Source organism: Tenacibaculum sp. 190130A14a (assembly GCF_964048965.1).
GTDB lineage: Bacteria > Bacteroidota > Bacteroidia > Flavobacteriales > Flavobacteriaceae > Polaribacter > Polaribacter polynesiense.
Map to the genome: position 1 here is coordinate 3,700,704 of NZ_OZ040189.1, position 18,882 is coordinate 3,719,585.

At 32.2% G+C, this 18,882-nt stretch carries 20 protein-coding genes; 11 read left to right on the forward strand and 9 right to left on the reverse strand.

The features are described from left to right. Window positions 1-54: 54 nt before the first annotated feature. Both ABNT22_RS17350 and ABNT22_RS17355 read right to left on the reverse strand, forming a co-directional pair. Entirely contained in the window at window positions 55-789 is a 735-nt protein-coding gene (locus ABNT22_RS17350; RefSeq protein ID WP_348717961.1) for a LytTR family DNA-binding domain-containing protein, read from the reverse strand. Beyond that, complete coding sequence (locus ABNT22_RS17355) at window positions 786-2,984, reverse strand: tetratricopeptide repeat protein (protein WP_348717962.1); 2,199 nt, start codon at window positions 2,982-2,984, stop codon at window positions 786-788. The genes ABNT22_RS17350 and ABNT22_RS17355 overlap by 4 nt, the downstream gene beginning before the upstream one ends. Before the next feature lie 180 nt (window positions 2,985-3,164). Here ABNT22_RS17355 and ABNT22_RS17360 point away from each other — a divergent pair, with 180 nt between their 5' ends. The 6 genes from ABNT22_RS17360 (at window position 3,165) to ABNT22_RS17385 (ending at window position 9,104) form a co-directional block, all read left to right on the forward strand. Further along, window positions 3,165-4,769, forward strand: a complete 1,605-nt coding sequence (locus tag ABNT22_RS17360) for a vitamin K epoxide reductase family protein (protein WP_348717963.1) — start codon at window positions 3,165-3,167, stop codon at window positions 4,767-4,769. Window positions 4,770-4,852: 83 nt separating this feature from the next. Next, window positions 4,853-5,065 carry a hypothetical protein gene (locus ABNT22_RS17365; protein ID WP_348717964.1) on the forward strand — a complete coding sequence of 71 codons (213 nt, stop codon included), beginning with the start codon at window positions 4,853-4,855 and terminating at the stop codon, window positions 5,063-5,065. 387 nt (window positions 5,066-5,452) lie between these two features. Beyond that, entirely contained in the window at window positions 5,453-6,988 is a 1,536-nt protein-coding gene (locus ABNT22_RS17370) for a YifB family Mg chelatase-like AAA ATPase (protein ID WP_348717965.1), read from the forward strand. A 111-nt stretch (window positions 6,989-7,099) separates the two neighbouring features. After that, window positions 7,100-8,116 carry a TlpA disulfide reductase family protein gene (locus ABNT22_RS17375; protein ID WP_348717966.1) on the forward strand — a complete coding sequence of 339 codons (1,017 nt, stop codon included), beginning with the start codon at window positions 7,100-7,102 and terminating at the stop codon, window positions 8,114-8,116. Window positions 8,117-8,218: 102 nt separating this feature from the next. Next, on the forward strand, window positions 8,219-8,497 hold the full coding sequence (locus ABNT22_RS17380) for a hypothetical protein (protein ID WP_348717968.1): 279 nt from the start codon (window positions 8,219-8,221) through the stop codon (window positions 8,495-8,497). 100 nt (window positions 8,498-8,597) lie between these two features. Continuing rightward, window positions 8,598-9,104 (forward strand): ferritin, encoded by a 507-nt coding sequence (locus ABNT22_RS17385; protein ID WP_348717970.1) that lies wholly within the window; start codon window positions 8,598-8,600, stop codon window positions 9,102-9,104. 83 nt (window positions 9,105-9,187) lie between these two features. Here ABNT22_RS17385 and ahcY read toward each other — a convergent pair whose 3' ends face one another. After that, a complete protein-coding gene (gene ahcY, locus ABNT22_RS17390) occupies window positions 9,188-10,504 on the reverse strand; it encodes an adenosylhomocysteinase (protein ID WP_299106552.1) in 1,317 nt (438 codons plus the stop codon). 63 nt (window positions 10,505-10,567) lie between these two features. Here ahcY and ABNT22_RS17395 point away from each other — a divergent pair, with 63 nt between their 5' ends. From ABNT22_RS17395 to arfB, 5 genes are all read left to right on the forward strand, one after another. Next, window positions 10,568-11,194 (forward strand): 4'-phosphopantetheinyl transferase family protein, encoded by a 627-nt coding sequence (locus ABNT22_RS17395; protein ID WP_348717972.1) that lies wholly within the window; start codon window positions 10,568-10,570, stop codon window positions 11,192-11,194. A 64-nt stretch (window positions 11,195-11,258) separates the two neighbouring features. Continuing rightward, on the forward strand, window positions 11,259-11,519 hold the full coding sequence (locus ABNT22_RS17400) for a hypothetical protein (RefSeq protein ID WP_348717973.1): 261 nt from the start codon (window positions 11,259-11,261) through the stop codon (window positions 11,517-11,519). Beyond that, a complete protein-coding gene (gene pnuC / locus ABNT22_RS17405; protein ID WP_348717974.1) occupies window positions 11,503-12,132 on the forward strand; it encodes a nicotinamide riboside transporter PnuC in 630 nt (209 codons plus the stop codon). Before ABNT22_RS17400 ends, pnuC begins: the two co-directional genes overlap by 17 nt. Further along, entirely contained in the window at window positions 12,096-12,749 is a 654-nt protein-coding gene (locus tag ABNT22_RS17410) for an ATP-binding protein (protein WP_348717975.1), read from the forward strand. The genes pnuC and ABNT22_RS17410 overlap by 37 nt, the downstream gene beginning before the upstream one ends. Window positions 12,750-13,185: 436 nt before the next feature. Next, window positions 13,186-13,587, forward strand: coding sequence for an alternative ribosome rescue aminoacyl-tRNA hydrolase ArfB (gene arfB / locus ABNT22_RS17415; RefSeq protein WP_348717976.1), 402 nt, complete (start codon window positions 13,186-13,188; stop codon window positions 13,585-13,587). 32 nt (window positions 13,588-13,619) lie between these two features. On the opposite strand, the gene ABNT22_RS17420 is transcribed toward arfB, so the two are convergent. The 6 genes from ABNT22_RS17420 to accC all read right to left on the reverse strand — a co-directional run bounded on the left by ABNT22_RS17420 (window position 13,620) and on the right by accC (window position 18,881). Continuing rightward, window positions 13,620-14,207 (reverse strand): hypothetical protein, encoded by a 588-nt coding sequence (locus tag ABNT22_RS17420; RefSeq protein ID WP_348717978.1) that lies wholly within the window; start codon window positions 14,205-14,207, stop codon window positions 13,620-13,622. A 68-nt stretch (window positions 14,208-14,275) separates the two neighbouring features. Further along, window positions 14,276-14,545, reverse strand: coding sequence for a hypothetical protein (locus ABNT22_RS17425; RefSeq protein ID WP_348717979.1), 270 nt, complete (start codon window positions 14,543-14,545; stop codon window positions 14,276-14,278). Next, window positions 14,517-15,119: a short chain dehydrogenase gene (locus ABNT22_RS17430; RefSeq protein ID WP_348717980.1), complete on the reverse strand. Its 603-nt coding sequence runs from the start codon at window positions 15,117-15,119 to the stop codon at window positions 14,517-14,519. The genes ABNT22_RS17425 and ABNT22_RS17430 overlap by 29 nt, the downstream gene beginning before the upstream one ends. 23 nt (window positions 15,120-15,142) lie before the next feature. After that, the gene (locus tag ABNT22_RS17435) at window positions 15,143-15,625 is read right to left on the reverse strand and encodes a hypothetical protein (RefSeq protein WP_348717981.1); all 483 of its coding nucleotides are present in this window, start codon (window positions 15,623-15,625) and stop codon (window positions 15,143-15,145) included. Window positions 15,626-15,707: 82 nt separating this feature from the next. After that, window positions 15,708-17,249, reverse strand: a complete 1,542-nt coding sequence (locus ABNT22_RS17440) for an acyl-CoA carboxylase subunit beta (RefSeq protein WP_348717982.1) — start codon at window positions 17,247-17,249, stop codon at window positions 15,708-15,710. A gap of 195 nt (window positions 17,250-17,444) precedes the next feature. Next, entirely contained in the window at window positions 17,445-18,881 is a 1,437-nt protein-coding gene (gene accC, locus ABNT22_RS17445) for an acetyl-CoA carboxylase biotin carboxylase subunit (protein WP_348717983.1), read from the reverse strand. Between the last annotated feature and the right edge of the window lies 1 nt (window position 18,882).

Here is an 18,882-nt window from a genome sequence, read left to right on the forward strand (position 1 = left end):
CTTTACCTTACATCAAAACCACATTTACATATATAAAAAACACATTACTCAGAGTTAACCAATAACCTTCATTAGCATTTCAATGTTTCTTTTATTTCTTCTAGAAATGGTTAGTTCTGTTTTATTTTTCATAACAACTATATTTTCTTTTATTTTATTTACTTTTTTAATGTTCACCAATAAAGAACGATGAATTCTGAAAAAGCCAACTTCCGTTAGGATGTTTTCATAATGTTTTAATTGTTTAGAGGTCATTAACTTTCTTTTCCCTTCCATAAAAATAATAGTATAGTTCCCTGAGGCTTCGCACCACATAATATCATCAATATCAATTAAATCATACCCTTTATTAGATGGAACTGAAATCTTTTTAAAACCAGAACTAAAAAACTGCCTTAAGAAGTCATACTTTTCAGGAGTAAATCGTTTTACTTTTCTTTCCTGATAAGATGATATTACAGTTTTTAATTTTTCGAAATCTATTGGTTTCATTAAGTAATTCAGCGCAAAATAATCAAATGCTGTTTCCTTAAACTCACCATAAGCAGTAGTAAAAATAATTTCAAAATCTAACGAGTCTAAACTATCTAATAATTGAAATGCGTCTTTAGTTCCTAAGCGTATATCTAACAAAACTAATTCTGGACGTAATTGTTCTATTATTTGCTTTCCTTCTTCAATTGTTGTTCCTTCTCCTATTATTTGTAAAGATGGAATGTAATATTGAATACCGAGTTTAAGGGATTTTAGCGCATTCGGTTCATCTTCAATAATAATCGTCCTTATCATAATAATACAGGTATTACTATTCGCGTTTCGGTTCCGTATTCTTCACTACTCGAAGGATGCACGAAAAGACGCTGTCCTTTCTTTTTATCAAGTAATTTTAAACGCTCTTTTATATTATTTAAAGCGATAGATTCATGTCCAATAATACGTTGTTCTCTTTCTTTTTTGGAAGTTTCAATTCCAATTCCATTGTCTTCAATAACACATTCTAATTCTTGATCTACCATATTAAATGAAATACGAATAAACCCTTTTCTATCTTTTAAAGTTGAAACTCCATGTATTATGGCATTTTCTACCAATGGCTGAATAAGAAGTGGTGGTAAATATATTTCTGAACTATCATCTACGTTATTTACTATTTCAAAATCAAAAACGTTTTCAAATCGTTTTTTTTCCAATTCTGCATAATTATTTATAATATCTATCTCTTTTTCTAAAGAAATGGTATCCCTCTTGCAGGCAGATAAAATAGCACGTATTAAAAAAGAAAATCTTGTTAAATATTGTTGTGCACTGAAAGAATCATTTCCTAAAACAAACTGTTGTATACTACTCAAGCTGTTATAAATAAAATGAGGGTTCATTTGCATATTAAGTGCTTGAAACCTTAAGTTATTGTTCTCTACTTGTGCTTTTAACTGTTCAAATCGTTGTTTCCTATACATAAAGATTAAGAATACAATCAAACCAAAAAAACCAATTATCCACCATAACTTTTGCTCTTGAGAAGCTTCTAATTGACCATCGATAATATTCACTTCATTTTTTAGAAAACGTTCTCTTTCGGCAGCTGAATCTAAACGCTTTTTATAAGCATACTCATATTGTAGTTGTGTCATCTTTTCAATCTTCTTCTTATTAAAAAGACTATCACTTACTTTTTTAAAACCTAACTGATTTTCATAAGCTTTTTTATACTTTTTTGTATCATAATATACTTTTGAAAGTAACTCATAAGTCTTTTTTTGACTTGCAATATTTTTAAGTTTCATTGCTAATTCATGAGCCTCCAATGTATTATTCAAAGCTTTGGTATAATCTCTTTTCCCATAATAAGCATTTGAAATTCCAATGTAGGAATCACTTGCTCCTAAACGATCTCCTATTTTTAATCTAATAGCCAATGCTCTTTGAAAATATTTCAACGAACTTTCATATTCTTTCTTCTTATTGTAAACCATCCCCAAATTATGCAAGCTATTAGCCATTAACCCGTTGAGTTTCTTTTCTTCACTAATAGCCAAAGCTTTTCTAAAGTATTCTAAAGCTTTATCAATTTGTCCTAGTTTTAAATAAATATTCCCCAAATTAATTGATGTTCCTGCAATTGCTTTAGTTTCATTCATTTCTTCAACTAATACTAAAGACTTCTTTAAATATTCAAGAGCTTTCGAGTAGTTTTCTTGTTTATTGTATATGTTACCTATGTTATGCAGAGGACGTACAATTTCTCTCTTATTACCAAGTTTTTGTGTTATTTCCAATGCCTTTAAAAAGTACTCCAATGCTTCTGGATAATTCGCTTGTCTAGCATATACAATACCAATATGATTTAAACTTTTCGAAATACTTTTTTTATCGTCAAACTCTTCATTAATCTTTAAAGATCTTTTAAAATAGTCTAGAGCCTTTTCATGCTCGCCCTTTCTACTATAACTAATTCCTAAATTCCCTAGAGTTTTTAAAATCTTAACGCTATCTTTAATTTCTTCAGATATTAACAATGCTTTTTTATAATATATTATTGCATTTTCTGAATCTCTTCCGTAGGTATAACTATGCCCAATTTCTGAAAGGCAACGCGCTATTTCTTTTTTATTAGAAAGCTCTTTATAAAGGGTTAAAGCTTTTTCTATATACTCCCGACCTTCTACTAAATTCAGTTTGGTCAATTCTAATTCTCCAGTAACAAATAAACCTTTTGCTTTCCCTTTTACATAACCTATACTATCTGCAAGCTCTAAAGATTCCTTACTTAGTTTTATAGCCTTATCAATATTTTTTCGAGGTATTTCATTTGCTACTTGAATTAACAAGTTAACTCTAGTAGTATCTTTCTGATTAAAAGAACTTAACACATTCTGTAGACTATCTAATTTCGAATTCTGTGCAAAGCTCAAAGAAAAACTAACAAAAAACAGGGTTACTAAAAAGAATAATTCCTTATCCCTTTGAAAGGTTTTTAATTTCATACTTATCAATTTATTTCCGCAAATATAGGGAGGTTCTTTTCAATAAAAAGACCGCTTATACATTCAAAATAACCGCTTACGAAGTATTTCTTATTCAACTCAATTTTTGTCAGTAATTATACAGTCCGCTTCAAGCAAAACAAAACCTATTACAAGTAAAAACCTTATAATTTATACTCTTTGAAAGACAATCTTATCTACCAAATTCAGCAATTACTTGCTTACTGCAAAATTCATTTTGATAAAAAAGAATTAGCATTTCAAATAAAAAGTCATCCTGCATATCCAAGTTTATATGCAACAACAAGTATGTTATCGCATTTTGATATTGAAAATCTAGCTTTGTCAATTCCTAATAACCTAGAAACATTAAAGCAACTGCCTAAAACTTTTCTAGCTCAAATCAATACGGAAGATGGGAAAAGTTTTACTGTGGTTAATAAAGAGGAAAAATACTGTACTATTCTTACGGTAGATAAAAAGAAAAAAAGACTCACTTACAAGGAGTTTTCAGAGAAGTTTACGGGAATTATTGTTGTTGTAAAAAAAGATGAACATATAGCTAAGAGCTCTAAAAATAATATTGATAAAACCATATTAATATTATCTACAGCTCTACTTCTTATCTTGCTATCTTTTACAGCAATATCTATTTGGTCTTTTTTATATTTTGCTTTGTCTGTTGTTAGCATTCTTATAAGCAATACTATAATTCAACAAGAACAAGGCCATCAAACCTCATTAGGAAACGCACTTTGCTCAGCTACCACTGAAAAAAAAGATTGTGATGCTGTATTAACCTCTGAAGGAGCTTTACTTTTTAACCGTTTTAAACTAAGTTCAATAAGCTTGGTATATTTTACCGGTTTAACCCTATCTTCATTATTACTCTTTTTGAGAGGCTACAACTTAGATATTTTATTTGTAATCAGCCTTTCAGCATTGCCTATTACAATATATTCAATCTATTATCAAAGTGTAAAAGTAAAAAAATGGTGTATGCTTTGTTTAGGGATAGTGGTTATTCTTTGGGCACAAATAACAATTGCTTCTGTAAACCTTCAGTTTAATAAATTTTCTATTGAATCAGTTTTACTGACTGTATTCGGTTTTTTAGTTGCTACGCTATTTTGGAATCAACTGAGACCAAAGCTAAAGTCGCTAAAAGAATTAGATCAAACGAAAATCGATTATTTCAAATTCAAGAGAAATTATAATTTATTCAAAGTTCTTTTAGAAAAATCAGCACCTATAGATACAAGTATTCATACTACTTCTGAAATTGTACTTGGAAACAATAATGCTCCTTTAAACATTACAATTGTTACAAACCCTTTTTGTGGTCATTGTAAACCAGTACATGCATTAGTTGAAAATATTCTAAAGAAACATCATAATGAAGTACAAATATACGTGCGGTTCAACGTTAATACAGCCAACCTAGAAAATGATGCTCTTAAAGTTAGCAGTAGATTATTGGAAATATATAATAACACAGAAGAAAGAGATACTTGTCTTACTGCTATGAGACAAATATATGAAGGCATGCCTGTTACCGATTGGCTATCCAAGTGGGGAGAGTGCTCTGAAAAAGAAAACTATACAAATATCTTAAAACAAGAAAGTGCTTGGTGCACTCAAAATGCAATCAATTTTACTCCAGAAATATTAATAAACGGAAGATCCTTCCCTAAGGAATATGACCGGACAGACTTGATATATTTTATAGAAGAGTTATCTGAAGACTTTTCTAAAACAAATAGTGAGTTTGAATTAATTGCTTAATCCAAACAAATTTAAAAAATAGACATACCCCTTGAGTGTCTTTAAATGTTCAAGGACTTTTTAAACTATAAATCATTTAAAAAATGAAAAAATCAATTTTAAACTTAGGAAAATCTTTAAGTAAAGAAAATCAAAAACAAATCAATGGAGGTAGTATAGGGTGCCCAGGCCCAGGATGTTATGGAATTCCTGGTATGGGGTGTGGTACATGTCAAGATTACCATGCACTTCCATTCGCATGTAAATCAAGAGTATTCGTACATGCAGATTGTAAGATTAATGTTGAACCAAGTTAAGATTAATAAGAAGAAAAAATTAATTGAAAAAGGATCTATTCTAAAACAACAGTGAACAAAAAAATTGATGGAGGAACTAATGGGTATACAACGTTTTCTCTGAAAGAAATTACCCACCCCCTTGTTCTATAATATAAATTTAGCTAAAAAATCCAAGTTATACATATGATAAACTAGATTTGACTCAAATGTATTTCGACAATTAATTGCACAAACAAATGGAGGTTTCGACCTCCATTTTTATTTCTAAAAAAGAACCTTTTATCTCTATAAAATCCAACACCTATAGTTCTACTTCTATTGTAACAAAAAACATTTAAAAAAGCTAACATATTGACATATTGTTTTTTAAGCTAAAACTCATATATTTATAAAAAGAAAAATGCTATGTTAATAAAAGTCTATGGATCAGCCGTTTTTGGTATTGAGGCCACAACAATAACTATTGAGGTTAATATTGATAAAGGTATCGGGTATCATTTAGTGGGACTTCCCGATAAAGCTGTCAGCGAAAGTTCTTATCGAATTTCAGCAGCACTTTCAAACAATGGATTCAAACTTCCAGGAAAAAAAATAATCATTAACATGGCTCCTGCCGATATAAGAAAGGAAGGTGCCTCCTATGATTTGCCTTTAGCTATAGGAATTTTAGCTGCTTCTAATCAAATTCGTTCAAAAAATATAGAACACTATATTATTATGGGAGAACTTTCTCTTGACGGAAGTTTACAACCTATAAAAGGTGCCTTACCCATTGCTCTTAAGGCAAAAGAAGAAGGCTTTAAACATTTTATTCTTCCTGAAGAAAACGCAAAAGAAGCTGCTATTGTAAATGACATTGAAATACTAGGAGTCAACAATATCACTGAAGTTATACATCATTTCAATGAAAAAGAACAACTGCAACCCACTATCATTGATACGCAAGCAGAATTTTATAAAAATATTGATTTTCCCGAATTTGACTTTTCAGATGTAAAAGGGCAAGAAAGTATAAAACGCTGTATGGAAATTGCAGCCGCTGGAGGACATAATATTATTTTAATAGGACCACCTGGAGCGGGAAAAACAATGTTAGCAAAAAGACTTCCCTCTATATTGCCTCCAATGACTTTAGAAGAAGCTTTAGAAACAACAAAAATACATTCAGTTGTAGGAAAAATAAAAAGTACTGGACTTATTTACCAACGTCCCTATCGTAATCCGCATCATTCTTGTTCGGATGTGGCTTTGGTTGGAGGTGGTCAGTATCCTCAACCTGGCGAAATATCATTAGCACATAATGGTGTTTTGTTTCTTGATGAACTTCCTGAATTTAAAAGAGCTGTTCTCGAGGTAATGCGTCAACCTTTAGAGGATCGAGAGGTCACCATTTCTCGTGCAAGATTTACCATTACCTATCCAAGTAGCTTCATGCTAGTTGCTAGTATGAATCCAAGTCCTTCAGGGTATTTTAATGATACCAACGCTCCTATAACCTCTTCACCTTCTGAAATGTTACGTTATTTAAGCAAAATATCAGGGCCTTTATTAGATAGAATAGATATCCATATAGAAGTAACTCCAGTTCCTTTTGAAAAACTTTCAGAAGAAAGAAAAGGAGAAAGTAGTATTTCTATTAGAAAGAGAGTAACCCAGGCAAGAGCAATTCAGTCAGAACGTTTTAAACACTCTTCTACAACACATTACAATGCTCAAATGAATGTGAAACAGCTAAATGAATTTTGTAAACTATCAGAAGAAAGTAAATTGCTCTTAAAGAATGCTATGGAAAAACTTAACCTTTCTGCCAGAGCTTACGATAGAATTTTAAAAGTATCTCGTACAATTGCTGATTTAGCCAATGAAAAGGATATTTGTTCGTCTCACATATCTGAAGCAATACAGTACAGAAGCCTTGACAGAGAAGGATGGATAGGTTAAATTTTTCATTTCCAGAATTTTAACACTAAAACACCATATTTATCCATTACAATCCCATCAATATTTGTTACCTTAGGCGACCAATTAGGACTAATAATTTAATAATTAACGATGAAAAAAATAATTTATGCTGCAATGGTTTCTTTAGCCATTGTTTCTTGTAAAAAGGAAAGCAACGACTTTGTAACGCTTTCTGGTACTATCACAAATAAAAATTCTGATTCTTTAGTAATTTCTAATCGTCAAAAAGGATTTAAGAAAGTTATTAAAGTAGATGAAAACGGTTCTTTTAAAGATACGATGAAAGTTGATGATGGATATTTCAGAGCTTTTGACGGAAAAGAAATGGCTACTTTATATTTAAAAAATGGAGCAGAGGTTAACATGACTTTAGATGCCAAAGAATTTGATGAAACACTTAAATTTACTGGTAAAGGAGCTGATGAAAGTGCTTTTTTAGCAAAGTTTGGATTACTTCAAGAGGCATTTTTCAATGAAAATAAAAACTTATTTGACTTACCTCAAGAAGAGTTTGATTCTAAACTAAGTACTTATGTAAAAGACCTTAACACTGCGTTAACTAGCGTTTCTTTAGACAGCGCATTTTCAGCTGGACAAAAAAGTGATTTAGGAAGAATGGAAGAGTATTATAAAAAAATGCACAACCAAAAGTTAATGATTAAAACAAAATTAGCTAAAGGTACTCCTTCTCCAATTTTTGAAAACTATGAAAACTTTAAAGGAGGTACCACTTCTTTAGCTGACTTAAAAGGGAAGTATGTTTATATTGACTTATGGGCTACTTGGTGTAATCCATGTAAAAGAGAAATTCCTTTTTTACAAAAAGTTGAAAAGCAATTTCATGACAAAGACATTGAGTTTGTAAGTATTTCTATTGATCAGAAGAAAGATCATGATACTTGGAAAAAAATGGTAGAAGATAAAGCATTAACTGGTGTTCAGTTATTTGCAGACAATGATTGGAAGTCGCAATTTGTACAAGACTATATGGTATCTGGAATTCCTCGTTTTATCTTATTAGATAAAGAAGGAAACATTATTAGTCCTGATGCTCCAAGACCTTCTAGCCCAGAATTAGTAGAAGTATTAAATGCATTAAACATGTAATACTAGTAAAATATACTATTGAAAAACCGTAACGCTGTTACGGTTTTTTTTATTCTAACCTTATACTTGTTTAGATTCATTAAAAATAATTATATTTGCTCAATGAATTTTTCAGTAAAAGAAGTATCCTTTAAAATATCTTCAGGGAGAAGAAACTGTTATCAACTAGACTTAGGACATAAAGTTATCGACTTTACATTTTGTCAGTTATTAGCATTTCGTAAAAAAATACTACACTATTCTTCCTATGAATCTCTTGAAGCAATTATTGAAGAGGATAATTTTATACTTCTTTTTGTAGCTGATAATAAACATCTTTTATATTTAGACGTACCTCAAATTTTAGATTTAAGAGAGGCTGTTCTTTCTGCTTTTAAATAAGTCGTATTGTTTACTAAGACTGCTTTTAAATTACATTTCTAGCCCTTTTCAGAGCTTTTTATTCTGTATCTTTATCATAACCTAAAAAATTAAAAATAATATGGAAACAGCAATTAGAAGAGATATGATTTTGGATGTAGAAGTGGTGGATTTATTAAACCATCAAATAATGATGGAACAAAAAGCTTCTTCTAAATATTTGGCTATGGCTTCATGGTGTGATCAAAGAGAATTAAGAAATAGTGCAACCTATTTTTATAACCAAGCGGAAGAAGAAAGAACTCATATGATGAAAATCTTCAAGTTTGTAAATGATAATGGAGGAAGTGCTATCTCTCCAACCGTTAATGAAGTTCCGCATGAATATGAAAGCTTACGCGCTGTTTTTGAAGCTTCTTTAGATGCAGAAATAGAAGTAACTAAAGCGATTCATAATGTATTTAAAACGGCAAGAAAAGTTGGTGATTTTACTTCTGAAATTTTCTTACAGTGGTTTGTAACTGAACAAGCTGAAGAAGAAGAAAAAGTAAGAGATATTTTAGATATGATTGATTTAATGGACGACATGCCATTAAAAATGGTTGATGAACGTATTCCAACAGAATAATCTTTTGCCAAACAAAAACTAACAAAATAAAAAAGCCTCGAGAATCTCGAGGCTTTTTTATTTTCTATATACTATTATATTTCCTAGTATCTGTAATGTTCTGGCTTATATGGCCCTTCTACAGTTACTCCAATATACGAAGCTTGCTCTTCACGTAGCTCTGTTAATTCAACACCAATCTTAGCTAAGTGTAATTTTGCTACTTTTTCATCTAAGTGCTTTGGTAACATGTATACCTCATTCTTATATGCATCAGCATTATTCCATAATTCGATCTGTGCTAATGTTTGGTTTGTAAATGAGTTAGACATTACAAAACTTGGGTGACCTGTAGCACATCCTAAGTTTACTAAACGTCCTTCTGCTAAAATGATAATATCATTTCCGTTTACATTGTACTTATCAACTTGAGGTTTAATCGTATCTTTAGTATCACCAAAGTTCTCATTTAACCAAGCCATGTCAATCTCGTTATCAAAGTGACCAATGTTACAAACAATAGCTTTGTCTTTCATTGCTTCGAAATGACGTCCTTGAACGATATCTTTATTTCCTGTAGTTGTAATGATAATATCAGAGTTACCTACAACCGTTTCTAATCTCTTTACTTCAAAACCGTCCATTGCAGCTTGTAACGCACAAATTGGATCAATTTCCGTAACAGTAACAATAGAACCAGCTCCTTTAAAAGAAGCAGCCGTTCCTTTTCCTACATCACCATAACCACAAACAGTTACACGCTTTCCAGCTAACATAACGTCCGTTGCACGACGAATAGCATCTACAGCAGATTCTTTACATCCGTATTTGTTATCAAACTTAGATTTAGTAACAGAATCGTTTACGTTAATTGCTGGCATTGGTAAAGTTCCATTCTTTACTCTTTCGTATAAACGGTGCACTCCTGTAGTAGTTTCTTCAGATAATCCGTTGATTCCTTCAGCTAACTCAGGGTACTTATCTAATACCATGTTTGTTAAATCTCCACCATCATCTAAAATCATATTTAATGGCTTCTTATCTTCTCCAAAGAATAACGTTTGCTCAATACACCAGTCAAACTCTTCTTCAGTCATATCTTTCCAAGCATATACTGGCGTACCAGCAGCAGCAATTGCAGCAGCAGCTTGATCTTGTGTAGAGAAAATATTACAAGAACTCCAAGTAACCTCAGCTCCTAAAGCTTGTAAAGTTTCAATTAAAACCGCAGTTTGAATCGTCATGTGTAAACATCCTGCAATTCTAGCTCCCTTTAAAGGTTGCTCATCTTTATACTCTTCACGTAAACTCATTAATCCAGGCATTTCTGCCTCAGCTAATTCAATTTCTTTTCTTCCCCAATCTGCTAAAGAAATATCTTTAACTTTGTAAGGAACATAAGTAGCGGTTTTTGTGCTCATATTTTTGTATATTTATATATCTAAATTTTTGAGTCGCAAAATTACGAAATAACTTTCTAAAATATGCCTATTCACAAAACATTAACGGTAAACGATAATTCTAAAGTATTGATTTGGAAGATTGAAGAGTCTTTTGAAGATTTATCAAAGGGAATTGAGCTTACTCCAAATAGTGCTAATCGATTGAATAATATGAAGTCAGATTTGCATCGAAGAGGCTTTTTAAGTGTGCGTCATTTATTAAATGAAGTAGGTTATACTGATGCTGATTTAGTGTATGATGAATTTGGGAAACCGCACTTAAAAGACGGAAACTATATTTCTATTACTCATTCATTTACTTTTTCTGGAATTATTGTCTCAAAGGAAAAACCTGTAGGGATTGACATTGAAAAACAGCGTGATAAAATTGTAAAAATTGCCCATAAGTTTACTCCTATTGAAGAGTATAAATCAATTGCCAATCACGATGCTTTGGTAAGCAAATTAACCATCGTATGGGGTGCCAAAGAAAGTTTGTACAAAATCTACGGAAAGAAAAAACTCTTGTTTTTAGAAAACATTTACATTGAAGATTTCTCTTTCGACACCAATCAAACTACGGGTAAAATATTATATGAAGGACAAACTTCCGAATACAATATCCATTTCTTAGAAACAGAAGGGTTTACTTGCGTATACGCGAGTTAGTCATCTCTTTCCTATAGTATTAGCTTTTACTACCTTATATTTGCCTTCCCTTAATTGTTTTATCATGAAAATATCTGTTGAGTTAACATTAACTCCACTTCAAAACGAATTTGAAGCACCAATTATCGACTTTATAAAAAAGTTAAGAGCTTCTGGATTAACCATTCTTGAAAATCCGTTAAGCACTCAAGTATACGGTGATTATGACAAAGTAATGCAGCTAATTACTTCCGAATTAAAGAATTCATTTGAACTGATTGATAACGGAATCTTATTAATGAAAATTGTAAAATCTGACCGTAGCAATTATGAGCCAAATTTTTGATTTCCTTTTCGGACAATACGCCACCTATACACCTTTAGATATTTGGCTTGAAATTATTGCTGTTATCTTTGGTTTTTTATCAGTTTGGTATTCTAAACAAAATAAAATTTGGGTATTCCCTACTGGAATGATTAGTACCGCCATTTTTGTATACCTTCTTTTAAAATGGCAACTTTTGGGTGATATGATGATTAATGGGTATTATTTTATCATGAGTGTATATGGTTGGTATATTTGGACTCGTAAAGTTGATGCAACACATGTAACTCCTATTTCTAGGACTACTCCTCAAGAAAAAAGAACCAGTGTATTTATCTTTTTAGGTACTTTACTATTTGTATTTGGTGTATATACCTTTTTTAACAAATGGAATAACTGGACCGCATATATAGACACCCTTACTACTGCTATTTTCTTTGTAGGAATGTGGTTGATGGCTCGAAGGAAAATTGAAAACTGGATTTATTGGATTATTGGTGACCTTATTTCTATTCCTTTGTATCTTTATAAAGGATTTACATTTACAAGTTTTCAATACTTGATATTTACAGTTATAGCAATCTACGGTTATTTAGCATGGAAAAAACACTTAGACAGCAACCTATCAATTTAATAAAAGTGGTACTTTTCGGGCCAGAAAGCACGGGTAAAACAACACTTTCTCGTCAGTTAGCTCGTCACTATAATACTGTTTGGGCTCCTGAGTTTGCACGTGATTATTTACAAGAGAAATGGAATAACGAACGTACCATTTGCGAAGAAAAAGACATACTTCCTATCGCTAAAGGACAAATGCAACTTGAAAACGATTTGGCTAAGAAAGCAGATAAAGTACTTATTTGCGATACCGACTTGTTAGAAACCAAAGTATATTCTGAAGAATATTATGGTGGATTTGTAGATCCACTGCTCGATAAAGCGGCTGTAGAAAACAGCTATGATATTTATTTCTTAACCTATATCGATACTCCTTGGGAAGCAGACGATTTACGAGACAGACCCGAACGGCGGTTGGAAATGTTTAATGCCTTTGAAAATGCACTCAAGAAATACAATCGCCCGTATGTATTGTTAAAAGGCAATAAAGAAACACGTTTAAAAAAGGCGATATCTATTATAGACGATTTATTGTCTAAAAAGGAAAATTTGTATTCTTTTTCAGATACACTTACCGATGTAGATATGCACTTCTTACATCAAACAAACGATACTCCTAATTACGATTTATAGAAAAGCTCTTCTTTTACTCTCATATAACAATTTAAAATCGTCATTACGAATTCTGATATTTCGGAATGAAGTAATCTGTACATTATAAACTGAAATAATTCTGCCTTCTTAGAGAATTGTTTTTATTTCCTTATTCTTTGCCTTGATGCAAAGAAATCGACATTAGGAGATTCACGAATACTTAAAAAAATATAAAACACATGAGCTAACCAAAAATCAAGACATATGATACATTTCTAAAAAATGCTACAGTACCATCCTCCACAGATGAAAAGAACTCGCTTTGCTCAAACAGCTTTTCATCTCCTGCCAATCCTGCTACCTTGATTTTTAAAATATGTATCAGTAGGTCAAACCAAACCTTAAGCTAGTTTGTTTTAAGACAAAATGAAGAGTACTAATAAAACTTCCTATATTTGAAATACATCCACAAACTATGAACCAAGAACAAATTTATAATGAATTAGAATTTAAAGCCGTTAGAAGTTCTGGTGCGGGTGGACAACATGTAAATAAAGTTGCTACGAAAGTAGAACTCAGTTTTTCGATTCCAAATTCCTTAGGGCTCTCAGACACAGAAAAGGAACGACTTCTTAAAAACTTGGCCAATCGTCTTTCTAAAGAGCATATACTAACGCTCACCTCACAAGAAAGTCGCTCACAACATAGAAACAAAGAATTGGTGACCAAACGTTTTTTTGAACTCTTAAAAAAAGCGCTTATCAAACCAAAACCTAGGAGAACAACCAAACCTACCAAAGCATCTGTTAAAAGACGAATAGAAGCCAAAAAACAACAGTCTGAAAAAAAAGAAAACCGAAAGAAGTTTCGGTTTTAAGATTATTTAGTTATTCTATATTAAAGCATGGCTTATTCTTCTAACATTGTAAAATCAAATTTTTCTTTCTTCAGTATATCTATAACATCTTTATCTCTTACTTCAAGTCCTGTATCTAAATCTACACCATTATAGGAATCATGCCAAAATAAAAAACCTCGGTAATTTACACCAGTAATAGATTTCGCTTTTTTCCAAGAATTTTCAAAATACAAATAATGTAATTCATTTAGTATTTCATAGATATCAACATAATAATCTTCATCTTCTATCAAAACATAAGCATCATCCCATTCCTCTAGTTTAAATTCTTCACACAAATTTTGAAGAACTTTATAATCATCTTCATTATCACATTCAATAATAAATTGGTCCTTCCAATATTTTTGAGGAATAATATAAGGGTCTGGATAAACACTATACATGAAATCCATAATTGAATCGAATTCAAAATTGATTACCTTAAGGATTTTGTGATTTTCAATCAATAATTGCGCTTTCTCTTTAAAAAAGTCGATTATTTTTTCTGTTAAAATTTCTTCCTTCTTTTTAAATAAGTTATTAGTTAAAAACTCTTTGGCTTCTAAGTTTAATTTGTTTTGTTTTTCTTCGTAATTCATTTACAATATTTTATAACAGGAATCTTAACTCTTAATTAAGTTTTTAAAACAAGTTATAGCTTAATAATTTATTCTCTTTCATAATGAGATAGTCCCAAATCAATTAACTTATTCCTAAAATCTTTAGAATCTGTGTCTATTCTATCACTAATAATTTCATGTATAACATTTTCCCGTCCAACCACCATTTTACAGTCATCTCTCAACCACTTAAATTTGAATTTATCTGGTAATGTCATGTCCGCATGAATTTCAGCATATTTTTTCACTTCATCTAAAGTCTTATCGACGAAAACTGTAAATTCCTTTTTAGTCATACATCCGAATGATTTCTCCATTTCCCTTTCCTTTTACACTTCTTACATATCCGTTTATCACTTTTCTCATAGGTATCGGATTATGTCCAGGAAAATAGTCCTTGTACTTTTCGTATGCATCCTCCACCATTCCAGAAGAAACAACATTTATTCTAATTCCGTTTTCCATTTCAAGAGCCACTGCTTGAACAAAGCTATGTATTCCTCCGTTTACCATTGCTGCACTTGTTGTTTTTATTACTGGATCATCTGCTAAAATCCCAGTGGTTAATGTTATTGAACCATTTGGATTTAAATAATCTTTCCCGATACGAACTAGATTTACTTGTCCCATAAGCTTACTTTTCAATCCAATATAAAAGTCTTCTTCGGTAAGTTTATTAAAATCATCCCATTTCGCTTCCCCAGCAATACAAATTACAGCATCTAATTTTCCTATTTTCTCAAACATCGATTGAATAGATTTACTGTCTGCTATATTTACAATAACATCTCCACTTGAACGACCTGCAACCAACACTTCATTGTCGTTTTTAAAGTTTGAAACAACTGTTTTTCCAATTGTTCCATTTCCTCCTATGACTAAAATTCTCATTTTTATTCTACTTTGTTTTTCTTTTAATATAAATAATCCAATAAAATAAAAGGAAGTACCCCAAATCCAAAAAACAAAATAATTGTATAAAGGAAATCTGCAAACTTTCCATTTCTCTCTACTTTAGGTTCTCTATTAAAAATTACTTTATATAATTGTCTTGTTGGATATTGTACTATTAATAATGATAAAGGGTAAATAAAACTAACATTATTCAAATCAGAACCATATTCTTGGTATTGATATCTAAACAGATATCCATAAAAAAAAAATCCAATTGCTATTAAAAGACTTTTAATATAGTACCCATTTATTCTCAACATTTTAAAATCCGTAAAAAACCACAATCCAATTCCCATTCCAGTAAATAAAGTCCAGTTATCTACTACTTCATCATTTTTTATCAAACTAGGAATAAAGAAATGTAATAAAACGGCTATAATAGAAATGTAAAGAAATATCGTAAACCTTTTATGAATCCTTTCTAATTGTTTTTTCTTTTTCATAGTTAATTTGGTCTTGTTTTCCTCTTTTTTAAACAAAAGGTTAAAGACATTAAACCTTTAACCTTCTCATTTAAAATCTTTCTTACAACGGAATATTCCCGTGTTTTCTATTGGGTCTTGTTACTTGTTTACCTTCTAACATGGCAAATGCTTTGATGAGCTTTCTACGGGTGTCTTGTGGTAAAATTACCTCATCTACAAATCCACGTTCCGCTGCTCTATACGGATTCGCAAACTTATCAGCATACTCAGCTTCTTTCTCTGCTAGTTTCGCCTCATGATCATCTGCTTCTGCAATTTCCTTTTTAAAGATAATCTCACTCGCTCCTTTCGCTCCCATTACGGCAATTTCCGCACTTGGCCAAGCAAAGTTCATATCGGCACCAATATGTTTTGAGTTCATTACATCATACGCACCTCCATAAGCTTTACGTGTAATTACACTCACTCTTGGTACGGTAGCTTCACTTAGTGCATATAATAATTTAGCTCCATTGGTAATAATCGCATTCCACTCTTGATCGGTTCCTGGTAAGAATCCTGGTACATCTACCAATACCAATAACGGAATATTAAAACAATCACAAAAACGCGTAAAACGTGCTGCTTTTTTAGAGCTATTTACATCCAAACACCCTGCTAAACTCATGGGTTGATTGGCTACAATTCCTATACTTCTTCCTCCCAAACGTGCAAAACCAACTACAATATTATCGGCATAGTCTTTATGAATTTCAAAAAAGGATTCTCTATCTGCAATTCCATCAATTACTGCACGAATATCATAAGGTTTATTAGCATTATCAGGAACAATAGTTGCCAACTCTTCACGGATTTCATCACCTAATTCAAAAGGAATTTTTGCGGTAGTTTCTTGATTGTTCTGTGGCATATAGCTCAACAATGTTTTAATATCCTCTAAACATTGTACATCATTCGCTGCCGTTAAATGTGTTACTCCTGATTTGGTTGCATGTGTACTTGCACCTCCTAATTCTTCCGAGGTAACTTCTTCATTGGTTACGGTTTTTACCACATTCGGTCCTGTAACAAACATATAACTAGTATTTTCTACCATAACGGTAAAATCAGTCATGGCTGGTGAATACACCGCTCCTCCGGCACAAGGTCCCATAATTGCAGAGATTTGCGGAATCACTCCTGAGGCTTGTACATTTCTGTAAAAAATATCAGCATATCCTCCTAACGATCGTACGCCTTCTTGTATACGTGCTCCTCCTGAATCATTCAACCCGATTAATGGTGCACCTACTTTTACTGCCAAATCCATAATCTTACAAATCTTTTCGGCATGCGTTTCTGATAGTGAACCTCCAAACACGGTAAAGTCTTGTGCAAACACGTATACTAAACGTCCGTTTACGGTTCCATATCCTGTAACCACTCCATCTCCATAGAACTTTTGTTTGTCCATTCCAAAATCGGTCGTTCTATGGGTTACTAAGATTCCTACTTCTTCAAAAGAGCCTTCGTCTAAGAAATAATCTATTCGCTCTCGCGCTGTTAATTTTCCTTTGCTATGATGACGATCAATACGGTTTTGTCCGCCTCCTAATTTAGCTTCTGATATTTTATTTTGTAATCCTTCTATTTTAGATTTCATCTGTATTCTTTTTTTGGGCGTTCCCTTCGGTCGGGCTTTATGCTATATCTTTTTTGCGAGTCATTGTGAAGCAAATATCTATTTGCCATAGTAATCTTTAATTTAAACAGATTACTTCGTTTCACTCGTAATGACGATGCTACCAACACAAAAAAGGATGTCGCTGCAATCCCTAACGCACTTCATTAATAGTAATTAGCAAGTTTTTAAAATTTGTTGTTCTTTTAAATACTGCTGTAAAGCAACTTGTGCTGCAATCTTTGCTTCTTTTTTAAATTCTGCTTCTAACAATTCAGGGGTATAATATTTCTTTACAAAATGTGTATCAAAATCACCTGAAGTGAACGCTTCGTGCTCACAAACAAACTTTCCAAAAGGCAAAGTAGTTGCTATTCCTTTCACTTTGTAATTACTAATGGCTTGTTTCATTAACTCAATAGCCTCTTCACGTGTTTTTCCGTAGGTAATCAATTTAGAAATCATCGGATCGTAATAAATCGGAATTTCCATTCCTTCTTCAAAACCATCATCTACACGAATATTTGCTCCTGTTGGGTGTTGATACGTTTCTAACACACCAATACTCGGTGCAAAATTATCTAACGGATCTTCTGCGTACACACGTAATTCTAACGCATGTCCGTTAATTTGTAAATCTTCCTGACTAAACGATAAGGCTTCTCCTCTCGCTATTTTAATTTGCTGTTCTACCAAATCAATTCCCGTAATCATTTCTGTAACTGGGTGTTCTACTTGTAAACGCGTATTCATTTCTAAGAAGTAAAAGTTCTTATTTTCATCTAATAAAAACTCAACTGTTCCAGCACCTAAATAATCACAAGCTTGTGCAACTCTTACAGCTGCTGCTCCCATGGCTTCTCTAATTTCAGGAGTTAATACACTTGAGGGTGCTTCTTCCACTACTTTTTGATGACGACGTTGTACAGAACATTCACGTTCAAATAAATGTACTACGTTTCCATGACTATCTGCCAATACTTGAATTTCAATATGACGTGGAGAGCCCACATACTTTTCAATAAATACAGAACCGTCTCCAAAAGCAGATTCTGCCTCTGAAATTGCACGTTGCATTTGTTCTTGTATTTCTTCCTCTTTTTCTACAACACGCATTCCTTTTCCTCCTCCTCCTGCTGAGGCTTTGATTAAAATAGGGTAACCTATTTCATTCGCTACTTTTGTTGCATAAGCTACATCGGTTACGGCTTCATCAATTCCTGGCACCATCGGTATGTCATAGGCTTTTACTGCATCTTTAGCTGCCAACTTACTTCCCATTACCTCAATGGCATGCGATTTTGGACCAATAAACACAATTCCTGCTTTGGCTACCGCTTCTCCAAAAGCTGCATTTTCACTTAAAAAACCATATCCAGGGTGAATCCCATCTACATTCAATTCTTTGGCAACTTCAATAATTTTATCTCCTAATAAATACGATTGATTCGAAGGTGCAGGTCCAATACATACTGCTTCATCAGCAAAACTAACATGTGGCGAGTTTCTATCTGCTTCAGAAAAAACAGCTACGGTAGTGATTCCCATTTTCTTTGCGGTACGCATTACACGTAAGGCAATTTCTCCTCTATTTGCTACTAATATCTTTTTCATA